Origin of the sequence: Xanthomonas hortorum (assembly GCF_024339125.1) — a bacterium.
Classification (GTDB): domain Bacteria; phylum Pseudomonadota; class Gammaproteobacteria; order Xanthomonadales; family Xanthomonadaceae; genus Xanthomonas; species Xanthomonas hortorum.
Genome location: NZ_CP101417.1, coordinates 5,275,613 through 5,295,910, shown reverse-complemented (window position 1 = coordinate 5,295,910; position 20,298 = coordinate 5,275,613). Strand labels below are relative to the sequence as shown.

17 protein-coding genes and 1 tRNA gene are annotated in these 20,298 nt (G+C 63.1%); 6 read left to right on the top strand and 12 right to left on the bottom strand.

The genetic code is table 11. The annotated features are described in order from the left end of the window. Position 1: 1 nt before the first annotated feature. The 5 genes from NMB96_RS22730 to queC form a co-directional block, all read right to left on the bottom strand. Entirely contained in the window at positions 2-208 is a 207-nt protein-coding gene (locus NMB96_RS22730; RefSeq protein WP_053054084.1) for a helix-turn-helix transcriptional regulator, read from the bottom strand. A 277-nt stretch (positions 209-485) separates the two neighbouring features. After that, positions 486-1,376, bottom strand: coding sequence for a hypothetical protein (locus tag NMB96_RS22725; protein WP_144422629.1), 891 nt, complete (start codon positions 1,374-1,376; stop codon positions 486-488). A 92-nt stretch (positions 1,377-1,468) separates the two neighbouring features. After that, on the bottom strand, positions 1,469-2,689 hold the full coding sequence (locus tag NMB96_RS22720; RefSeq protein ID WP_255085790.1) for a tyrosine-type recombinase/integrase: 1,221 nt from the start codon (positions 2,687-2,689) through the stop codon (positions 1,469-1,471). Positions 2,690-2,852: 163 nt separating this feature from the next. Next, a tRNA-Lys gene (locus NMB96_RS22715) sits at positions 2,853-2,928 on the bottom strand. A gap of 47 nt (positions 2,929-2,975) precedes the next feature. Continuing rightward, positions 2,976-3,650 carry a 7-cyano-7-deazaguanine synthase QueC gene (gene queC, locus NMB96_RS22710; protein ID WP_255085788.1) on the bottom strand — a complete coding sequence of 225 codons (675 nt, stop codon included), beginning with the start codon at positions 3,648-3,650 and terminating at the stop codon, positions 2,976-2,978. A 299-nt stretch (positions 3,651-3,949) separates the two neighbouring features. Between queC and NMB96_RS22705 the strand changes: the two genes are divergently transcribed. After that, a complete protein-coding gene (locus NMB96_RS22705) occupies positions 3,950-4,957 on the top strand; it encodes a sensor histidine kinase (protein WP_115040750.1) in 1,008 nt (335 codons plus the stop codon). Further along, on the top strand, positions 4,954-5,313 hold the full coding sequence (locus NMB96_RS22700; RefSeq protein ID WP_006448627.1) for a response regulator: 360 nt from the start codon (positions 4,954-4,956) through the stop codon (positions 5,311-5,313). The genes NMB96_RS22705 and NMB96_RS22700 overlap by 4 nt, the downstream gene beginning before the upstream one ends. 93 nt (positions 5,314-5,406) lie before the next feature. Here NMB96_RS22700 and NMB96_RS22695 read toward each other — a convergent pair whose 3' ends face one another. Further along, on the bottom strand, positions 5,407-6,312 hold the full coding sequence (locus NMB96_RS22695) for a LysR family transcriptional regulator ArgP (RefSeq protein ID WP_023904803.1): 906 nt from the start codon (positions 6,310-6,312) through the stop codon (positions 5,407-5,409). 106 nt (positions 6,313-6,418) lie between these two features. On the opposite strand from NMB96_RS22695, the gene NMB96_RS22690 reads away from it, so the two are divergent. Continuing rightward, positions 6,419-7,045: a LysE/ArgO family amino acid transporter gene (locus NMB96_RS22690; protein ID WP_023904802.1), complete on the top strand. Its 627-nt coding sequence runs from the start codon at positions 6,419-6,421 to the stop codon at positions 7,043-7,045. 27 nt (positions 7,046-7,072) lie between these two features. After that, positions 7,073-7,507 (top strand): GNAT family N-acetyltransferase, encoded by a 435-nt coding sequence (locus NMB96_RS22685; protein ID WP_183086683.1) that lies wholly within the window; start codon positions 7,073-7,075, stop codon positions 7,505-7,507. Between the two features lie 199 nt (positions 7,508-7,706). Here the strand turns inward: NMB96_RS22685 and NMB96_RS22680 are convergent, their stop codons facing one another. Continuing rightward, the gene (locus NMB96_RS22680; protein ID WP_183086684.1) at positions 7,707-9,878 is read right to left on the bottom strand and encodes a methyl-accepting chemotaxis protein; all 2,172 of its coding nucleotides are present in this window, start codon (positions 9,876-9,878) and stop codon (positions 7,707-7,709) included. A 527-nt stretch (positions 9,879-10,405) separates the two neighbouring features. Further along, complete coding sequence (locus NMB96_RS22675; RefSeq protein WP_006448620.1) at positions 10,406-10,612, bottom strand: hypothetical protein; 207 nt, start codon at positions 10,610-10,612, stop codon at positions 10,406-10,408. Positions 10,613-10,857: 245 nt separating this feature from the next. Between NMB96_RS22675 and NMB96_RS22670 the strand changes: the two genes are divergently transcribed. Then, positions 10,858-11,568 carry an rRNA pseudouridine synthase gene (locus NMB96_RS22670; RefSeq protein WP_023904798.1) on the top strand — a complete coding sequence of 237 codons (711 nt, stop codon included), beginning with the start codon at positions 10,858-10,860 and terminating at the stop codon, positions 11,566-11,568. A gap of 550 nt (positions 11,569-12,118) precedes the next feature. Here NMB96_RS22670 and NMB96_RS22665 read toward each other — a convergent pair. The 4 genes from NMB96_RS22665 to NMB96_RS22650 form a co-directional block, all read right to left on the bottom strand. Then, positions 12,119-12,523 (bottom strand): response regulator, encoded by a 405-nt coding sequence (locus NMB96_RS22665; protein WP_043889366.1) that lies wholly within the window; start codon positions 12,521-12,523, stop codon positions 12,119-12,121. A gap of 78 nt (positions 12,524-12,601) precedes the next feature. Beyond that, positions 12,602-13,084 carry a hypothetical protein gene (locus NMB96_RS22660; protein ID WP_023904796.1) on the bottom strand — a complete coding sequence of 161 codons (483 nt, stop codon included), beginning with the start codon at positions 13,082-13,084 and terminating at the stop codon, positions 12,602-12,604. A gap of 137 nt (positions 13,085-13,221) precedes the next feature. Continuing rightward, complete coding sequence (gene recQ, locus NMB96_RS22655; protein ID WP_023904795.1) at positions 13,222-15,024, bottom strand: DNA helicase RecQ; 1,803 nt, start codon at positions 15,022-15,024, stop codon at positions 13,222-13,224. 278 nt (positions 15,025-15,302) lie between these two features. Beyond that, positions 15,303-15,860: a Dps family protein gene (locus NMB96_RS22650; protein WP_006452768.1), complete on the bottom strand. Its 558-nt coding sequence runs from the start codon at positions 15,858-15,860 to the stop codon at positions 15,303-15,305. A 90-nt stretch (positions 15,861-15,950) separates the two neighbouring features. Here NMB96_RS22650 and hrpA point away from each other — a divergent pair, with 90 nt between their 5' ends. Next, on the top strand, positions 15,951-20,072 hold the full coding sequence (hrpA, locus tag NMB96_RS22645) for an ATP-dependent RNA helicase HrpA (protein ID WP_023904794.1): 4,122 nt from the start codon (positions 15,951-15,953) through the stop codon (positions 20,070-20,072). Positions 20,073-20,298: the final 226 nt, after the last annotated feature.

The following is a 20,298-nucleotide window of genomic DNA, read 5'->3' as shown; positions in this document are numbered from 1 at the left end:
GTCAGGCCCCCTTGCCGGGGGCGGCGCTATCAATCAAGGCGCGGATATCTTCGGCACGCCACGCCGTGCACCGCTCACCAATTTTGACGGGCTGCGGATACTTGCCGGTGCGGATACCAGCCCACCACGTGGACTTGCTCACCGGGTAAAGCCGCAGGACTTCGGGCAGTCGCAGGAAGCCCGTTTCGGGCAGCGTGCTGGCGCTCATGCTGACCACCCTTGGCCGTGTGCCAGTCGCTGTGGAAGCGTGTATAGGCTGTCTAGGTAGACAAATCGTCTGCTGCCGATGTTAATCGTTTCGAGAAGGCCTGCGTTTGCCAGCTCATAGGCTTTGGATCGGCCGATGCCGACCTTGTTGCACTCCGCGATGAAGGGGCGGAACTCCCTGTGTCCATATGTATCCATGTGCTACACCGTGTGGCCGCTAGGCGGCGGTGCAGATAGGTTGTCGTGCGCGCCTTATCCAGTCACTGGAAGCAAATCCCCTATTTCGATAGGGGCGTATCTTTAACGGGGTGGCGCACTTGATTGAAACGCTTAACGTGCGAAGCAAAGCCATCTCTGTATGGCAGTCGATCAATCTGACTAGGCCCATGCATCGAGATAGGTACGGAGTCCAAACAGGAACGCCTGCATGTGCCTGAGTTGAGTAGTCGGTAGCCATCAAAATATACGATTAATTCGTATTCACTCGTACCTTCTGTAGGAATAATATCGTCGGACTTGTCGCGCCTATAGAATTTTTCGATCAGAGTTTCGCATCCATAGCCGAGAATCAAGCCAGTGCTTATTGAGTAAAAATCAAAATTCTCTAGCTTTTTCCGAATGGCCGGGCTGTTTCTTTGATCATTTATAATTTCGGCATCTCGTTCCAATGATCTGCAAATCGCATCGTCATGTTGCTCACGGCTCATGCCAATGGATTTGAGGTGATCATCACTCATCTCCCATGCGCCTGAGATTATTTCGGCATACGACCGAGAAAAGTCGAAAGCAATTGCGGAATGGATTAGCTCACATATGTCCGGAATGGATACATCAAAACAGGCGCGGATCAGATTAATGTCGCGAAAAACGTTGGCTTCCACGTCACTTTTCCTTGAGGCAAGCAAGGGCCTGACTCCGCCTCTCTTGGGCTTCAATCCAATGCGTGCATCGATACTCAAGTCCTTTCCCCGGTCCTGAGTGTCGAAATAGGCGTCTTTAACGGCATCCAGCAAAGGAGCTAATGCCCACGCAGGCGGCTCCCAATTCACGAGCCTGGCGGCAGCTAATGCCTTTATCAGGTAATACGGATTGTTTGTCTTTTTATACATGGCTTCGCCATGCTTATCAGCATTTGCGGCCCACTCTCGATTTTCAACGATGATGCCCATCACGCTCCCCGGCGCCCTGAAAAGTCCCCCGCGCCAGGCCGGCAGGGTGTCCGGCTTTTCGCCCCGTCGGGCTAGGTGGGTGTTCGGTAGGATCAGCCCGCCTTGGCCCGCAGCGGCACGACGTTGCCGCCCGTGCGCAGGCTGTCCAGATAGTCCGCCCAGCCCTGCATCATCTTGCGGCGTTCGGGCAGGTGGGCGGTACGGTTATAGGCGCGGCCGTTGGGATCGCGCACGGCGTGGGCCAATTGGTGTTCGATGTAGTCGGGGCGATAGCCCAGCACTTCATCCAGGATGGTCCGCGCCATTGCCCGGAACCCGTGGCCGGTCATGGTGTCGCCGTCGAATCCCATCCGGCGCATGGCGGCATTGACGGTGTTTTCGCTCATTGCCCGGTCGCGCCCGCGCATGCCGGGAAAGACGTACTCGCCCCGGCCGGTCAGTGGATGCAGCTCGCGCAGGATTTCCACGGCTTGCGTTGCCAGCGGCACGATGTGCGGCGTCCCGGTCTTGCTGGCGGTGTATCGCCATTCGGCCGCGTCCAGGTCGATATCGGCCCAGCGCGCGCGGCGCAGCTCACCCGGTCGCACGAAAAACAACGGGGCCAGCTTCAATGCGGCATTGACCACCGGCGTGCCCTGATAGCCGTGCAATGCGCGCAGCAGCGGTGCCACGTCCGCCGGTTCGGTCAGGCTTGCGAAATGCGTGCCCTGGGGCTGGGACAGCGCACCCAGCAGGTCGGCCGCCGGGTTGCGCTTGGCACGGCCGGTGGCGATGGCATAGCGGAACACCAGCGACGCCAGCATGCGTGCCCGGTGCGCCGTCTCCACGGCTCCACGCGCTTCCACCTTGCGCAGGGCCGCCAGCAGTTCGGGGGCGCTCACGCTGGCAATGGGGCGCTCCCCGATGTACGGGGCAAGGTTGCTTTCCAGCAGTCGCCGCTCCCGTAGCACCGAACCTGCGGCCAGCTTCTTCGCGCGCTGGGTCAGCAGTTCGGCGGTAACGGCCGCGAAGGTGTTGGCGGTCCGCTCTTGGGTCGCTGCCTTTTCCGCCTTGCGTTGCTCACCCGGGTCAATGCCAGCCGCCAGCAGCTTGCGTGCATGGGCTTGACGCTCCCGGGCATCGGCAAGGCCGGTATCCGGGTACGTGCCAAGGCTCAGCGTATTGCGCTTGCCAGTGACGGGCCTGCGGTAGTCCCAGCGCCACCAGCGCGCGCCGTCGGGTTTCAGCAGCAGATAGAGCCCGCCGCCATCGGCAAGCTTCAGCGGCTTGCCGGCTGGCTTGGCCTTACGAATGGCGGTATCGGAAAGTGGCATGACGGTAATAGCCTGGGCGGGGTCTCTCGTTACCGTCAAAGTTACTGTCAGTTACCGTCGCATTTCAAGGGCCGGTATCGGACCGCTGCGGACACTAAAAAGGCCGGGAGCCTTGATTTTGCTGGGCTTTCCGGCCTTTCTGGTATGCTATTGGACAACGATATGGTGGGCCGTGATGGATTCGAACCATCGACCAAAAGATTAAAAGTCTTCTGCTCTACCGACTGAGCTAACGGCCCACTGTCCCGGCAGTGCGCCGGGGTGCGCATTCTACCCTACACCGGCGTCAAGACGAAATGGTGTAGTGGGTGGGGTCGGGGATGCCGGCGTCGGTGAAGCCGGCGGCGCGCAGGCGGCAGGCGTCGCAGTGGCCGCAGGCGCGTCCATCGGCGTCGGCGCGGTAGCAGGAGACGGTGAGGCCGAAGTCCACGCCCAGGCGTACGCCTTCGCGGACGATGTCGGCCTTGCTGAGGAACTGCAGCGGTGCATGCACGCGCAGACCGGCGCCTTCCACGCCTGCCTTGGTGGCTAGATTCGCCAGCACTTCGAAGGCACGGACAAACTCGGGGCGGCAGTCTGGGTAGCCCGAGTAATCCACCGCGTTGACGCCGCAGAACAGGTCGTTGGCGCCGATCACCTCGGCCCAGCCCAGCGCCAGCGACAGCATGATGGTGTTGCGTGCAGGCACATAGGTGACCGGAATGCCGTCGCCGCCGGCATCGGGCACGTCGATGTCGGCGGTGAGCGCCGAGCCGCCGATGCTGCGCAGGTCCACGTCGACCACCTTGTGGGCGATGACCCCTTGTGCGGTGGCCACGCGTGCGGCTGCGTCCAGTTCGGAGGTGTGGCGCTGGCCGTAGCGCACGCTTAGGGCGTGCACGGCAAAGCCCTGTTCCTGCGCGAGCGCGACGACGGCGGCGGAATCCATGCCACCGGACAGGAGAACTACGGCTTTTTTCATGACGGAATCAGGCTGTAACAACGGAAGCGGAGAGGCTAGCAGGGTCGGCGTTGCACGGCGACAGCGCGCTATTGCCGCATGGTCCTGCCAAGGAGTTCTGGCATCCGGTCGAGGCCTAGGGTTTGAATGTCTTGAGCGCTTGTTTATTGACGCTATGCCGCTGCGAGAGATAGTGCATGGCTCCCTGCACGTCGCATCGTTACACCGCCCAGCCAGTCAACGTTGCAGTGGCGGCCGCATGATTTTTTGTTCACGGTTACCGGTTTATTGTGCGGATCGAATCCGGAGTCCATGACGTGATGGCCGACCAGCAGGAAGACGCCGCGAAATCGCGTATCTACAAGGCGCTGTTACAAGCGACTCCGGACCTTCTGTACGTGTTCGATATCCAGCATCGTTTTATCTACGCCAACGAGGCATTGTTGACGATGTGGGGGATGCGCTGGGAAGAGGCGCACCTCAAGACCTGCCTTGAAATTGGCTACGAGCCCTGGCACGCGGCGATGCACGATACCGAAATCGAGCAAGTGAAGGCGACCGGCCAGCCGCTGCGAGGCGAGGTGCCGTTTCCGCATACCACCAAGGGCCTGCGTGTGTACGAGTACATCTTTACACCGGTCTTTGGGCCTGATGGGGAGGTGGAGGCGATCGCTGGCGCCACGCGTGACATCACCGAACACAAACAGCATGAGCAGCACCTGCAGTTGCTGATCAACGAGCTCAATCATCGCGTCAACAATTCGCTGATCATGGTGCAGTCGCTGGCTCGCCAGTCGTTCAATAACGCGACCAGCCTTGCGGATGCGCAAGAAAAGATCGATGCGCGTCTGCTGGCGCTCTCCAGAGCCCATGACACGCTTACCCGCGAGAACTGGGTCAGTGCCGATATCCTCGAGCTGACCCGCGATGCTGCCGCACTATATGAATCGCACGATGGCGTGCGCTTCGCGCTGCAGGGCCAATCGTGCCGGCTCGATCCTCGGCGGGCGTTGGCACTATCGATGGCGCTGCACGAGCTGTGTACCAACGCGCTCAAGCACGGCGCCCTGTCTGTTCCGGAAGGCAGCGTGCTGATCGCGTGGGAACGCAGAATGCAGGATGCAGACGCGCAGCTCGAACTGATCTGGCAGGAACGCGGCGGGCCGGCTGTCCGCCCACCAACGCGCAAAGGCTTCGGCTCCCGATTGCTGGAGCGTGGTTTGAAGCACGACCTCAAGGGCGATGTCGAACTCGTTTTTGACCCTGCGGGCGTTTCGTTCCGCGTCTGCATGCCGCTGCCGGCCGAGCTGGTCGAGGCGCACACGTGACCGGGCGCGTCTTGTTGGTCGAAGACGAATCCGTGGTTGCCATGCTGCTGGAAGACTGCTTGATCGAACTGGGATACGAGATCGCGGCAACGGTGGGAGACGTGGATGCCGGGCTTGAGGAAGTGAAGAAGGGGAATCTTGATCTGGCGTTGCTGGACGTCAATCTTGGCGGCAGCTATTCCTTTCCGATCGCCGAGGAACTGGATGCCCGCGGAGTGCCGTATATTTTTGTGACTGGTTATTCTGTGGGTGGCATCCCCGAGAAATTCCAGCATCGGCACGGTTTGCAGAAGCCCTTCCACTTGCGTGATCTGCAGGCCGCATTGGCGCTGCTGCAGCAGACAAGCGCAGGCTAGTCCGCGCTTTTGAAAATTGCCGAGTCCAGCCGAAGCGAGTGAATAACGCTTTACCGGATCGAGGCATCGTGCGGGTGCACGCGACGGCAAAAGCTACTGCCTGCCGCCAAGCAAACTGGCAGCTGCCGCCTTACTCAGCACCTGACTGAGATGGTGCAAGGCGCTTGAGCGCACTGCCGCGCATTGCCAATACAGCGGCACATCGAGCCAGCGCGTGGGATCGATGATGACCACCTGCTTGTCCCGGACTGCCGGAACGACCATCGAGTCCGGGGCTAGACACCATCCAAGTCCACGCGCGGCAGCTTCGATGAAGCCGGTCGAGGTGGGGAGATAGTGCACCGGTGGCGCCACCTGCGCGCGCGTGATGCGGCGGACGAAGCGGGCTTGTAGCGTGTCTTTTCGGTTGAAGACCAGCATCGGCGCACGCGTCAGCGCCGTAGCGTTGAAACCCTGCGCGAAATACCTTGCAACGAAGGCGAGCGATGCGATGGCGTGGTAACGCATCACACCCAATGCGTCGACATTGCAGCCTTGCAGCGGCTTGCGCTCCGAGGTGACGGCGCCAAGCACGGTGCCTGCACGCAACAATTCCAGGGTGTGGTCCTGGTCGTCCACATGGACGTCGAAGAGGAACCCATGCGTTTGATGCAAGGACGCCAGTGCAGCCAGGAACCAGGTCTGCAGTGAATCGTCGTTGACGGCGATGGCAATGGTGCGTGGATGTCCAGCTGCGCCGTCGCCGGGCAGGAAGTCGGCCATTGCCTCGGCTTCGAGTACCTGCATCGGTCTTACCCGACGTAACAGGCGTTCACCCGCCGGGGTGGGGCGGCAGGGTGCTTTTCGTATCACCAGCACCTGGCCAAGCCGGTCTTCGAGTGCCTTGATGCGCTGCGAGATGGCCGAGGGAGTGACCGACAGCCGATACGCAGCAGCATCGAAGCTGCCTTCTTCCAGCACGGCCGCGAACGCCGCCAGCTGTGGATGCAGCAGATCCATGGCATCTCTTCACTGGATTAGAAGTTCTAACTAGCCTACAGAATATTTAGTTTTTCTGAATCGCTCGCTGCCATCACGATGCAGGCCTGGTTCTCGGGAGGTGCATATGGTCCTTCAGGCAGCAGCGGCCGGCTTGATCGCTGGCGCAGGTCTCATCATTGCGATCGGGGCACAAAATGCGTTTGTGTTACGGCAGGGGCTCAAGCGCCAGCATGTGGGCCTGATCGTGCTGATCTGCGCAGCCGGCGATATCGCGCTGATCGTGCTGGGCGTCGCCGGGATTGGTGCCTTGGTGAAGCAATGGCCGGGCGTGCTGCAAGTTCTTCGCTATGCCGGCGCTGCGTTCCTGGCGGCGTACGGAATCCTGGCTGCACGCAGGGCCTGGCATGGGAAGGGAGCACTGGCACCGGCAGCAAGCGACGCGCAATCCTGGCAGCGCGCCATGCTGACCTGTCTGGCATTCACGTTTCTCAATCCACACGTCTATCTCGACACGATGGTGCTGCTGGGCAGCGTGTCTGCGCGCTATCCAGGCCAGCTGCGCTGGGCGTTTGCGTCGGGTGCGTGCCTTGCCAGTGTTACCTGGTTCTCCAGCTTGGGATATGGCGCGCGTTTGCTGCAGCCGGCCTTTCGTGATCCGCGCGCATGGCGCGTCCTGGATGCATTGATCGCGGTGTTCATGCTGGTGCTGTGCGCCTTGTTGCTGCTGCCATCGCATGCTGCGCTACTCTGACGCCCCCCTATGACTGGAGTCACTGTCATGCCGCCGTTGCGCATTACCACCGACACGTCCGAGCTCGATGTGCCGATGATCCACCGATATCTGTCGCAGCACACCACGTGGGCCAAGGACATCCCGTTGTCGCTGCTGCAGCGCTCCATCGCCAATTCACTGTGCTTTGGCGGGTTTGTGGAGCGCGCGCAGGTGGCGTTCGCGCGGGTGGTTTCCGATTACGCAACCGTTGCATATCTGGGCGATGTCTTCGTGCTGCCCGAGCATCAAGGCAAGGGCTATAGCAAGCTGCTGATGGATGCGGTCATGGCGCACCCCGAGCTGCAGGGATTGCGCCGTTTCAGCCTGGCCACCAGCGATGCGCACGGGTTATACGCGCGCTACGGTTTTACGTCACCGTTGTATCCACAGTCGCTGATGGAGCGTTACCTCCCCGGGATATATACCCGCGACCGCGCCTAGCAGCTGATCAGGCCTGCAGTCGTGGACGTGATCTGCGTGGCCGCGGTTTAAATGGTCGGAAACAACGAAAAGCGCCTTGCCAGACGCTTTTCGTAGACGACATTTCGAGGGCGGATCTATGCAAGCCCCAGCCAGTGCCGTCAGCGTCACCACGCCGACGACGCTGTTGAGGGCAGTGCTGGGTTCACCGCCCAACTCCTCAGGCGCTACGGACCTTGTTCAACAAATGCGCGACCGGTGCTGCCGCGCGCGTCTGTGCCTGGCTTGTCTGCCGTGCATCGATGATCTTGAAGATCGCCACCGCGTCGGTGAGCTGCACAGCCTGTTCTTCCATCGAGCGTGCGGCGGCCGTGGCTTCTTCCACCAGCGCGGCATTTTGCTGGGTGGCCTCGTCCATATGCGTGATGGTCTGGTTGACCTGCTCGATGCCGGCGGACTGCTCCTGCGAGGCCGCAGAGATCTCGCTCATGATGTCGGTCACGCGTTGCACGCTGGCCACTACATCGCCCATGGTCTTGCCAGCGCTGTGCACCAACGCCGAGCCTTCGGCCACACGCTGCACCGAATCGTCGATAAGCCCCTTGATTTCCTTGGCCGCGCCAGACGAACGCTGTGCGAGCGTGCGCACCTCCGATGCCACCACCGCGAAACCGCGGCCCTGTTCGCCGGCACGCGCGGCTTCCACCGCGGCGTTCAAGGCAAGGATGTTGGTCTGGAATGCGATGCCATCGATGACGCTGATGATGTCGGCAATCTTTTTGGACGAGGCTTCGATACCGGTCATGGTCTGGACGACCTTGCCCACCACCTCGCCGCCTTGCGAGGCCACGCGTGCGGCGCCGATCGCGAGCTGATTGGCCTCGCGTGCGCTCTCTGCATTCTGTTTGACGGTGGACGTCAGCTCTTCCATCGAGGCAGCAGTCTCTTCCAGGTTGGCCGCTTGCTGCTCGGTGCGCTGCGACAGGTCCTGATTGCCGGCAGCGATTTCACTGGCAGCCGAGTTGATCGAGACCGCCGATTGCTGGATGTTGCCGACGATCTGCGCCAACTGGCTGGCAGTGGCGTTGGCATCGTCGCGCATCTGTGCAAACACGCCGCGGAACTCGCCACTCATGCGTGCGGTGAGATCGCCGGCGGCGATCGACTGCAGCAACGACGATAGCGATTGCAGATTGCCATCGGCGGTGGACATCAGATGATTGAGGCTTTCCACCATGATGCGGAAATCGAACTGGAAACGCTCGACATCGCCACGCGCTGTGAAGTCGCCATTGGCGGCCGACTGGGCAAGGTGTTTGATCTCATGATTCATCGCCGACAGATTGAGCTTGACCTGCGACATGGTGTCGCTGAAAGCGGCTTTTTCGCCCGGCAGTGGCTGCATGTCTTCGGAGAGTTCGCCGATGGCGTAACGCCCCATGATGCGGGCCAGATCGTTTTGCACCGCCACATGCGAGGCGACCAGCAAATTGGTGTCGTTGGCCATGCGCCCGTAATCGCCGGGGAATGCCGCCGCATCGATGCGGAAACTGATCTGGCCATTGTCGTGATGCTTGGCCATATCGGTCTGCGCGGCGATCAGGTTGCGCAGCTGTAACTGCATCTTGTCCATTGCCTGCAACAGCCGGCTGGTTTCATCGGTGGCGGTGGTGTGGACGTCGTTCTGCAGATTGCCGGCGGCAATGGCCTCGGCAGTGCGGGTGGCCTGGCTGAGCGGCATGGTCAGGCTGCGCGTGATCATCCACGCAAGCAGGGCGCTGATGGCCAACGCGGCAATGCCGCCACTGGCGAGCGTGACCTTGCCGCGATGCATCGATGCCACCGCTGTGGCATAGGCCTGTTTGCTGAGGCGGCTTTCCAGTGCTGCGTTGGCGCGAATGGCGGCTTGTTGTTCATTCATCGCCACCGCGGCGGCGCCTTGCAACAGCGCCTGCGCCTCCTGGTTCTGATCATGAATGCCGTATTCGAGAATCTGGTTGTTGTACTGGACCGAGATGTCGCGTTTTTCCTGCACCAGCTTGAGCGCGTTCTTTTCGCCGTCGGTGCTCGGCATGGCTGCCAGCGCATCGTGCGCGGCTTTATAACGGGCGCGGTTGCTTTCGATCATCTCCATTGCGCTGCGGTTGGCAGCATCGCCAGACACCATGACGATGTCGCGCAGGCCGATCGCCACGTTGGTGTTGGCGTCCAGCATGTCGGTGGAGAGTCTGATCCGCTCCATGTTGTTGTTGACGATGGTGTCCAACTCGAGACGGGCGGTGGACATGGTGACCAGGCCGGTTGCCACAAGCAGGCCGGACAATAAGATCAAGATGCCGAAGGCCACGCCCAAGCGGCGGCCGACATTGAGGTGTTGCAGATATTGGTTCATCACCGCATCCAGGTTGTGCAGCTGAAGGGCTCAGTGAATGCGGGGTGCATCCACTCAAGCGTCTTGCCCAGCTAGCGGCCTGAGAGTGAGGAGCTAAAGGCTTGTATTCGGAAATACTTATGGCGGATTCATGACGTGGAAGAAATTTCCCGACAGCTGTCCGCCGCTACCTGACATCCCGCCAAAAACGCCTTGTTTAATGCGTCATTGGTGGATCGAAGCGTGCCAATGGCAGGACGATTTTCCGACGTTTTACTGACGCGCTGAAGTGGATAACGCAGCGCGCACAGCCAACGATTGGAACTGACGAATGGTCGAGTTCGCTGGCGTGTGTGGTATGGGCGGATGAGAGCCGCAGGATTGCTGCGAATGCATCAATGCCGCGAGCGATTCGGTTGATGCTGGGCAGCAGTACAGCCTGCCCGTGTACATCGCGAGCCGGCCTGTGCCGACTACTTTTTAGCGAGCCACTGATCCATCGCGCCGTCGCGCGCAGCAAGCATGGCGCGATGGGTATTGTCTTGCGCTCAACTCTCCAGCGCGGCAAGGACGTTGGCGTAAAGCTGTTCGGCATCGGCCTCGTTGTTGAAGCGTGCGAACACCTCGTCGCCGGAGATCAGGCCGACCCGCACTGAGTGGCAATACGAACCGAAGCTCTCGCCGGCGTTGAACGGGTCGTTGACGACGGAGATATGGGCAAGGCGGATCCGGGTTGTGCCGAATTTGATGAACATCTGCAATCTCCTGTGTGAGCGCTCAGTTTCCCATTTTGTCGGGTGCGGCAGAAGCGCGATGGCAGCAAAGTGCCGGGCGAAGCCTGCATGGGTACCCGGCGACGGCGCTGATTCGTTGGCGTTCACATGGATGCCGACATACCCCCAGGTGTTGGCAGAGCCTCAACGCCGCGCCAGTGACGCCAACCTCGCGCATCCACGGACCCAGCACGTACACTGCCGTGCCCTGATGCTGAGCTCGTCCGATGTCCGAACCGATCCGTCTCGACAAATGCGTTGCCGCGCTGTTCGGCTGCTCGCGTGGCGAGGCTCAGCAGTACATCGAAGGCGGCTGGGTCAGCGTGGACGGTGTGGTGGTCGAGGAGCCGCAGACATTGGCCACTGCGCCGCAGGTGACGCTGGCAGCCGATGCGGTGCTGGAGCCTGCCGAGCCAGCCACGTTGCTGCTGCACAAGCCTGCCGGAATGACGGCCGAGGCCGCGTTGGGGTTGGCCGCGCCGGCCGCGCGCAGCAGTCTGGATCAGGCCAACGTACGCGTGCTGAAACGGCATTTCCTGCGTCTGAGCGCGCCGTTGCCGCTGGAGGATGAGGCCAGCGGTCTGCTGGTCCTGAGCCAGGATGGCCGCGTGCTCCGCAGGCTCAGCGCCGATGCAACCTCCATCGAGCAGGAATTCCTGGTGGAAGTCAGCGGCGAGCTGCGCCCCTACGGCATGGCACGGCTTGCGCATGGCCTGGTCTATCAGCAGCGCAGCCTGTCGCCGTGCAAGGTGAGTTGGCAGAACGAAGAGCGGCTGCGCTTTGCGATCAAACATGTGCAGCCTGGGCAACTGCGCTTCATGTGCAAGGAAGTCGGGCTGGACGTGGTGAGCATCCGGCGCTTGCGCGTGGGCCGCATCTCGCTGGGCAAACTGGCGATCGGCGAATGGCGCTACCTGCCGGCGGGCGAGCGTTTTTGAGTGTGCCGCTGGCGTTCAACGCTGGCGGCAACCTGCAGGCAATGCGACGAGTCGCTGCCTTCGAACCGATGCCCGGGTCGCTTACTTCTTGTTGCGCTTCTTCTTGGCACGCGTCACCAGCCAGAAAACCACGCCGATGATCGCAACGACCAAGATGATGAAAGCCGGTGACAGAAACGAGTTGTCGCCCATGGGGATCTCCTGAGTTCTTTGGCAGCAAAGCGCTGCATTCGAACCAGCCTAGCGAGCGGCGTGCTTGATCGCGTGAAATACGACGTATGCGTGGTTCAAATGTTCTTTGCACGTTGCATTCGTGAGGCGTCATGCGATGGACGTTCGGTGTATTGGTGTCGAAGCGCAATGTCTGGCGCAGATCGTGCAAGCAGACCCTGCAGCGTTTGGCTGACTGAGCGGCTTTTGCAGGCGGGCGATGGCGCCGCATCCTTGGCACAAACGTGTGTTGATCAATCCCCGTGGCCGGCGCATGGCGCGACGGCTGGCATTTCATACCGGGATTGTGTGGGCCGCCGTCCAGTGGCGGCCGCCGCCGTCAGGTCACCGGGGTGGGAAGCACCCGGTGTTTGGCCATCACGCTGCGGATGGCGGTCAGCAGTTGCTCGGGGGTGTAAGGCTTTTCCAGGAAGGCCACGCCGTCGGGCAGGATCTCTTCCACGTACTCCACCGCCAGGCCGGAGGTGAGCAATACCGGAAGCTTGTACGGCGCCTGCGCGGTCTTGACCGCCAGATCCACGCCGGTCAGGCCGCCCGGGAAGTGGATATCGGAAAACAGCACGTCGATGCGCGGGTCACTTTCGATCAGGGTCAGCGCTTCTTCGACCGAGCCTGCACTGCGGCAGGTGAACCCATAGCTCTCCAGCACAAGGCAGCTGAGTTGTCGGGTGCCATCGCCGTCTTCGACGACGAAGACAACTGGCCGTTCCTTGTTCTGTGACATGAGCGCGTCTCGTAAGGCAAGCCGCATTCTCAGCGATGCAGGGGTGAACCCTCCGTCAACGCAGACGGGGCCGTATGGTTACCAGCCGAACGGGCCGGGACCGTAGCCGCCAGGCCCATAACGCGGGCCGAAAATCGGGCCTTCGCCACGCCCGACGCTGATGCTGACGCCAATCTGGTGCGCCTTGCCGTCGTCGTCGTAATAGGTCTTGCAGGAATTCAGATTGACCGCCTGCCAGTTGCTGTTGCCGCCGCGGCTGGCATAGCCCATGCCGGTTTCGACTGCGCCATGCAGCTTGCCCTGGCATTGCTCGGCGCGTTCGGCGGCGATGGCGGCGGCGCTGGGCCGGCTCAAGGCAGGCTGGGGACCGCTTTTGTCGCCGTAAAAGGTACCTGGCGGATCGGTGGGGACCTCGGGATCGGAGCGGTACTGCACCGGTGCCTGTGGAATGCTCAGATCGAGCGAGCGCGCCGTGACCGGCTCGGCACTGCCGTCGCCGGCCTGGGCGAGCGCGCCGCCAGCGGCAAACAGAGTGGCCAGGAGAAGCAGGCTGCGTTTCATCGATTGGACTCTACATGAGGGACTGGCAGCGCGTGCCAGATCGCCTTGTGAAACTAGCAACGGCTGATTGAATGTGCGCTGTCGATCTTGCGGATTTTTGTGCCAGCGTTGGTATGCCGATGACACACGCCGTTGCATCAGCCTTGTTCGCGCACGATCTCGATCAGCTGCGCCCCGTAGCGGGCCAGTTTGCCGCCACCGATGCCGCCGATATGCGATAGCGCATCGATGCTGGTTGGCCGTTGTTCGGCGATGTTGCGCAGCGTGCTGTCGTGGAAGATCACAAATGCCGGCACGTTCTGTTCCTTGGCCAGCTCTGCGCGCAAGCCGCGCAAGGCGTTGAACAACACCAGATCCTGCGGTTGCACCGGCAGGCCGGTGCGTTGGGTGCCGCGCTCACGCTCGCGTCCGGCCGCCGGGTTCTCGCGGCGCATCATCACCTGTCGCTCGCCCTTGAGTACCTGGCGGCTGGCATCTGTAAGCCGCAGACCGCCATGGCCTTCGCTGTCGACCTCCAGCAGGCTGGCGGCCACCAACTGGCGGAACACGCCGCGCCAGGTGCGCTCGTCCAGATCGCGGCCGATGCCGTAGGTGCTCAATTGGTCGTGGCCGAGCTGCTTGATGCGCTCGTTCTCGCTGCCGCGCAGGATGTCGAGCAGGTGGCCCACACCGAAACGCTGCCCGCTGCGGTACACGCAACTGAGCGCTTTTTGCGAAGCCACCGTGGCATCCCAGGCGGCCGCCGGGGTGAGGCAGTTGTCGCAATTGCCGCAGGGCTTGGGATAGGTCTCGCCGAAGCCGGCCAGCAGCACCTGGCGACGGCATTGCATCGATTCGCAATAGCCCAGCAGGTGATCGAGCTTGGCGCGCTCCAGGCGCTTGCGCTCTTCGGCCGCTTCGCCCTGTTCGATCATCTGCTTGAGCAGCACCATATCGCCCAGGCCGTAGCAGAGCCAGGCCTCGGCCGGGTCGCCGTCGCGGCCGGCGCGGCCGGTTTCCTGGTAATAGCCCTCCAGCGATTTGGGCAGATCCACATGCGCCACGAAGCGCACGTCGGGCTTGTCGATGCCCATGCCGAAGGCGATGGTGGCGGTCATGATGATGCCGTCTTCGCGCAGGAAGCGGCGCTGGTTTTCCGCCCGCACCTCGGCCGGCAAACCGGCGTGGTAGGGCAGGGCGTTGAAGCCTTGCGCACACAGCTGCTGCGCGGTTTCTTCGACCTTGCGCCGCGACATGGCGTAGACGATGCCGGCCGAGCCGCGATGGCGGCCCAGGAACTCCTGCAGCTGCTTGCGCGCGTTGTCCTTCTGCACCACGGTGTAGCGGATGTTGGGGCGGTCGAAGGAGCTGACGAAGTGGCGCGCGTCGACCAGATCCAGACGCTCGGCGATCTCGCGCTGGGTCGGCGGGTCGGCGGTGGCGGTCAAGGCCATGCGCGGGATGTGCGGCCAGCGTTCGTGCAGCACGGTGAGCTGGCGGTATTCGGGGCGGAAGTCGTGGCCCCATTGCGAGACGCAATGTGCCTCGTCGATGGCGAACAGCGCGATGCGGCTGCGCTCCAGCAAGGACAGGAAGCGTGGCGTCAGCAGGCGCTCTGGCGCGACGTAGAGCAGATCCAGATCGCCCGAGAGCAAGGCGCGCTCGACCCGCTGGGTGTTTTCCGCATCCAGCGTGGAATTGAGGAATTCGGCGCGCACGCCGAGCTGGCGCAAGGCGTCGACCTGATCCTGCATCAATGCGATCAGCGGCGAGACCACGATGCCGATGCCATCGCGCAGCAGCGCAGGCACCTGGTAGCACAACGACTTGCCGCCACCGGTGGGCATCAGCACCAGGGCATCGTTGCCGGCAGCGACGTGTTCGACAATGGCCTGTTGAGGACCGCGGAAGTCGTCGTAACCGAAGACGCGGCTGAGCAGTTCGTGGGCGGGGGAAGACATCCGTCTAGGATACCGCGCGGGTCACGTCTTGGCCTGTGTCATGCCGGCGGCGTTGCGTAATGCGGTGTCGGGGATCGCCGCGACGCGATGGGGCGCGCCGGGAAAATGCGCACATTAAGCATGTGCTGGGGCGGGCGCACGGCGCAGGAAATGGGCGGTGGCCGCGCGTTGGGTGGGGCACTTGAGCTTCGCTCCGTACCCTCACCCCAACCCCTCTCCCGGGGGGAGAGGGGCTTTGTGTCCCGCGCCTGACAATGCCGGCGCGTGGAGAGAAGTGCTTACTGCAGTAGTGACCGCAGCATCCATGCGTACTTTTCGTGGGTCTGCAGGCGCTGGGTGAGCAGGTCCACGGTCGGGTCGTCGCCGGCGTCGTCGGCGGTGCCCAGCACCTTGCGGGCGGTGCGGCAGACCGCTTCGTTGCCGCTGACCAGCTGGCGCACCATTTCACGCCAGTCGGCGCTGTCGCTCAGGCCCTGTTCTTCCGGGATCGAAGTCAAAGCGACGAACTCGCTGTAGGAGCCCGGCGCGTTGTAGCCCAGGGCGCGGATGCGCTCGGCCACTTCGTCCAGTGCGGCCCACTGCTCGGTGTACTGGGTTTCGAACATGGTGTGCAGCGAGTTGAACATCGACCCGGTGACGTTCCAATGGAAGTTGTGGGTCTTCAGATACAAGGTGAAGGCGTCAGCCATGTAGCGGGCCAGACCGTCGGAGATCTTCTTGCGATCGCCGTCCTTGATCCCGATATCGATGTGCGGGGCCGATGCGGCGGCAACCGGTAAGGCGTCTGGTCCGTCAATGATGACGACGGGCTTGTTGGCGTTCTTTTTCTTGGACATGGGAATGGTCCTCCTGAGGGAACAGATATCGGGTCACAATAGTCACTCTAAAGGATCACTCGTCATTCAATCTTTCACATTTTTTCATCAATGAGCGCTATCGATACCGACCTGGCCACCACCTTGCGCGAGGGCCGTAGCGCCGTCGATGGCGGCATGAGCCGCGACCGGGGCCGCTTGCTCGGCCTGTGGTCGCGCTGGCAAGGCAAACCCGGCAACGTGCAGCTGCGTCAGGCCTTCGAGCAGGCGCTGGCGGCGTCGCAGGCGCAGCGCAAGGCGCGCGCCGAGCAGCAGCCCGCCATCACGTTGGACACGCAGCTGCCGATCGCGCGCGAGGCCGAGCGCATCATCGCGTTGATCCGCGATCATCAAGTGGTGGTCATTGCCGGCGAAACCGGCTCGGGCAAGACCACCCAGCTGCCCAAGCTGTGTCTGGCGGCCGGGCGGGGCGCCGCAGGCATGATCGGCTGCACCCAGCCGCGCCGGATTGCCGCACGTGCGGTGGCTGCACGCGTGGCCGAGGAGTTGAAGACGCCGTTGGGCACCACGGTGGGCTTCCAGGTGCGCTTCACCGACCGGGTTGGTGAAGACTCGCGGATCAAGTTCATGACCGACGGCATCCTGCTGGCGGAGATCGCCAGCGACCGTTGGTTGTCGGCCTACGACACCATCATCGTGGACGAGGCGCACGAGCGCAGCCTCAACATCGATTTTTTGCTTGGCTATCTCAAGCAGTTGCTGGTCAAACGCCCCGATCTGAAGTTGATCGTGACTTCGGCCACCATCGACACCGAGCGTTTCGCGCAGCATTTCAACGATGCGCCGGTGATCAGTGTGGAAGGACGCACGTTCCCGGTCGAGGTGCGCTATCGCCCGCTCGAAGGCGACGCCGGTACTGACAGCGACGGCGAACAAGGCAACGGCCGCGATGGCGAGCGCACCGTCAACGATGCGATCGTGGCGGCAATCGACGAAATCACCCGCATCGACCCGCGCGGCGACGTGCTGATGTTCCTGCCCGGCGAGCGCGAAATCCGCGATGCGCATCAATCACTGGAACGGCGCAAATACCGCGAGACCGAAGTGGTGCCGTTGTACGCGCGGCTGTCTGCGCAGGATCAGGACCGGGTGTTCAATCCGGGCCCGCGGCGGCGCCTGGTGCTGGCCACCAATGTGGCCGAGACCTCGCTGACGGTGCCGCGCATCCGCTATGTGGTGGACCCCGGATTTGCGCGCATCAAGCGCTATAGCCCGCGGCAGAAGCTGGACCGCTTGCATATCGAGCCGATCTCGCAGGCCAGCGCCAACCAGCGCATGGGCCGGTGCGGACGCATCGCCGAGGGCATCTGCTACCGCCTGTATGCCGAAGCCGACTTTGCCGCCCGGCCGGCGTTTACCGACCCGGAAATCCGGCGCGCGTCGTTGTCGGGCGTGATCCTGCGCATGCTGCAGCTGGGCCTGGGGCGGATCGAGGATTTCCCGTTTCTGGAAGCGCCGGACGAGCGTGCGGTGGCCGATGGCTGGCAGCAGTTGCTGGAGCTGGGCGCGATCGATGGCGAGCGCCGCCTGACCGCGACCGGCCGCCAGATGGCGCGCCTGCCGGTGGACGTCAAACTGGCGCGCATGCTGGTAGCCGCGCAGCAGCACGGCTGCCTGCGCGAGATGATCGTCATCGCCTCCTTCCTGGGCATCCAGGATCCGCGCGAGCGCCCGCCCGAAGCGCGCGAGGCGGCCGATAACGCGCATGCGCTGTTTGCCGATGCGCGCTCGGAATTCGTCGGCATCCTGCGCTTGTGGGAGGCGTACCGGCAGGTGCACGAAGAGCTCACCCAGTCCAAATTGCGCGATTGGTGCAATCGACATTTTCTGGGCTTTTTGCGCATGCGCGAGTGGCGCGAACTGCATCGGCAGTTACGCTTGTTGTGCGAAGAACTCGGTTGGAGCGAAGAGCCGGCCGGGGTGATGATGGCGCCGCTGCTGGCCGGTGCCAGCGCACCGCCGCGCGAGGACGGCCACAACGCCAACCGGCCCACGCGCGGGCAGCTGCATCGCGCCGCGCGTCTGGCGCGCGAAGGCAAGCCGGAGCCAAGTGCGCCACCTGCACGCACCACCTCTGCAGCTGCGAACAAGCAGGCCGAAGCCGCCGAGGTGTCGGCGCGCACCAGCGAGCGCGAACGCGCTGCGGCGTATCAGGCACTGCACCGCGCGCTGTTGGCCGGCCTGCCGACGCAGATCGGCCATCGCACCGAAAAAGGTGATTTCCTCGCCGCGCGGCAACGCCGGTTCGTGCCGTTCCCCGGCTCGGCGTTGGCGCGCAAACCGCCGCCGTGGATTCTGGCCGCCACGCTGCTGGACACGCAGAAAGTCTGGGGCATGACCAATGCCGCGATCGAGCCGGATTGGGCGATCGCCGAGCTGCCGCATCTGCTGGCGCGCAAGCATTTCGACCCGCATTGGTCGCGTGCGCAGGGGCAGGTGGTCGCCTCCGAGCAGATCAGCCTGTTCGGGCTGGTGCTGGCGCCGAAAAAGCCGGTGTATTTCGGCAAGATCGACCCGGCCGCGGCGCACGATCTGTTCGTGCGTCAGGGTCTGGTGACGGGCGAAATCAATACGCGCGCGGCGTTCGTGGCCGACAACCTCAAGGTGCTGGAGCAGGCGCGCGAAGAAGAAGCCAAGCTGCGTCGCGCCGGCATCGTGGCCGACGAAGAGTGGCAGGCGCGTTGGTATCTGGATCGCATTCCGTCCGAACTGCATTCGGCCAGCGGCCTGGATGCATGGTGGAAGACCTTGCCGCCGGACAAACGCCGCAGCCTGCATTGGTCGTTGAACGATCTGCTGCCGGGCGAAGGCAGCGAGGCCGATCGCTTCCCGAAGTATTTCCCCCTTGGCGATGCGCGGCTGCCGTTGCATTACCGCTTCGAGCCGGGGGCCATCGATGACGGCGTCACCCTGGATGTGCCGTTGCATCTGCTCAATGCGCTGGATCCAACGCGGCTGTCGTGGCTGGCACCTGGCTTTGTTGCCGACAAGGCATCGGCCTTGATTCGTAGCCTGCCCAAGGCGCAGCGCCGTAACTATGTGCCGGCGCCGGATTTCGGGCGCGCGTTCTACGAGGCCTACAGCATTGCGTCGGCCGACGATATCCGTGGCGAGCTGGCGCGCTTTCTGAGCAAGGCCACCGGCACGCAGGTGGCGGCTCTGGATTTCGACGAAGAGGCGCTGGACACGCATCTGCTGATGAACCTGCGCCTGCGCGATGACGACGGCAAGGTGCTGGCCGAGTCGCGCGATCTGGACGGGTTGCGCGCTCGCTTCGGCGAGCGTGCGGGCCAGGCGTTTGCCGCGCGTGCGGGCCGCGCCCTGGCTGCCGAGGGCTTACGCGATTTCCCGGCCACCCCGATCCCCGAACAGGTGTCGGGCGAGGCCGGTGTGCCGGCGTATCCGGCGTTGGTGGATCAGGGCGAAGACGCAGCGCTGCGCATCTTTGCCGACCGCAACGAAGCGGCGCAGGCGCATCCGCGCGGCGTGCGCCGGCTGCTGGAAATCGCGCTTGCCGACAAGATCAAGCAGGCGCGCAAGCAATTGCCGGTGTCGCCCAAAACCGGTTTGTTGTACGCGGCGATTGAGTCGCAGGAGCGGCTGCGCGGCGATCTGGTCGATGCCGCGCTCAATGCGGTGCTGGCAGAAGGGCTGGGCGCGATCCGCGATGCGGGCGCATTCGCGCAACGCCGCGACGATGCGACCAAGCGCCTGTTCGGCGAGGCGATGGAGCGGTTGACACTGGCCGAAAGCATCCTCGGCGCCGTGGCCGAACTCAAGCCCTTGCTGGAAGCGCCGTTGATGGGCTGGGCGCGGGGCAATCTGGACGATATGGAGCAGCAGTTGCGCGCGTTGGTGCATGCCGGCTTCCTGCGCGAGACCCCGGCCGAGGCGCTGGCCAACTACCCGCGTTATCTCAAGGCGATGATCCTGCGCACCGAGCGCGCCAAACGCGATCCGGCTCGCGACCAGACCCGCATGCTCGAACTCAAACCGTTCGTGGATGCGCTGGACGATGCGGCCGCACGTGGTTTGCAGCAACGTGAGCAATGGCAGTCGCTGCGCTGGGATCTGGAAGAGTTGCGCGTCTCGGTGTTCGCGCAGGAGCTGGGCGCCAAGTCGGGCGTGTCTGCGAAGAAGTTGTCGCAGCGGGTGGCTGCGTTGCGCGCTTGAATGGTGCCGGATGCGCCAGGGTCGAGGTGATCACCAGACGCGGTGATCCATGCGGATCGACATCCACTGGCCGCTCCGACAGATCGCATCGGAGCGGCCAGCGCATGCAGCCACATGACGCCTCTAAAACCTGCTGAGCGCTTGTCAGACAGGTGCGGGCGGCATACCTGGAGCCCGCCGCGTGGGTGGGCTCCATGCCGCCCGGGCGCAGCTTGCTGACGCTGCG

Bases quoted from the DNA above. Each gene is read 5' to 3' on its own strand.
- NMB96_RS22730 (WP_053054084.1), bottom strand. From the start codon at position 208: ATGAGCGCCAGCACGCTGCCCGAAACGGGCTTCCTGCGACTGCCCGAA.
- NMB96_RS22725 (WP_144422629.1), bottom strand. From the start codon at position 1,376: ATGGGCATCATCGTTGAAAATCGAGAGTGGGCCGCAAATGCTGATAAG.
- NMB96_RS22720 (WP_255085790.1), bottom strand. From the start codon at position 2,689: ATGCCACTTTCCGATACCGCCATTCGTAAGGCCAAGCCAGCCGGCAAG.
- queC (WP_255085788.1), bottom strand. From the start codon at position 3,650: ATGAAAAAAGCCGTAGTTCTCCTGTCCGGTGGCATGGATTCCGCCGCC.
- NMB96_RS22705 (WP_115040750.1), top strand. From the start codon at position 3,950: ATGGCCGACCAGCAGGAAGACGCCGCGAAATCGCGTATCTACAAGGCG.
- NMB96_RS22695 (WP_023904803.1), bottom strand. From the start codon at position 6,312: ATGGATCTGCTGCATCCACAGCTGGCGGCGTTCGCGGCCGTGCTGGAA.
- NMB96_RS22690 (WP_023904802.1), top strand. From the start codon at position 6,419: ATGGTCCTTCAGGCAGCAGCGGCCGGCTTGATCGCTGGCGCAGGTCTC.
- NMB96_RS22685 (WP_183086683.1), top strand. From the start codon at position 7,073: ATGCCGCCGTTGCGCATTACCACCGACACGTCCGAGCTCGATGTGCCG.
- NMB96_RS22680 (WP_183086684.1), bottom strand. From the start codon at position 9,878: ATGAACCAATATCTGCAACACCTCAATGTCGGCCGCCGCTTGGGCGTG.
- NMB96_RS22675 (WP_006448620.1), bottom strand. From the start codon at position 10,612: ATGTTCATCAAATTCGGCACAACCCGGATCCGCCTTGCCCATATCTCC.
- NMB96_RS22670 (WP_023904798.1), top strand. From the start codon at position 10,858: ATGTCCGAACCGATCCGTCTCGACAAATGCGTTGCCGCGCTGTTCGGC.
- NMB96_RS22665 (WP_043889366.1), bottom strand. From the start codon at position 12,523: ATGTCACAGAACAAGGAACGGCCAGTTGTCTTCGTCGTCGAAGACGGC.
- NMB96_RS22660 (WP_023904796.1), bottom strand. From the start codon at position 13,084: ATGAAACGCAGCCTGCTTCTCCTGGCCACTCTGTTTGCCGCTGGCGGC.
- recQ (WP_023904795.1), bottom strand. From the start codon at position 15,024: ATGTCTTCCCCCGCCCACGAACTGCTCAGCCGCGTCTTCGGTTACGAC.
- NMB96_RS22650 (WP_006452768.1), bottom strand. From the start codon at position 15,860: ATGTCCAAGAAAAAGAACGCCAACAAGCCCGTCGTCATCATTGACGGA.
- hrpA (WP_023904794.1), top strand. From the start codon at position 15,951: ATGAGCGCTATCGATACCGACCTGGCCACCACCTTGCGCGAGGGCCGT.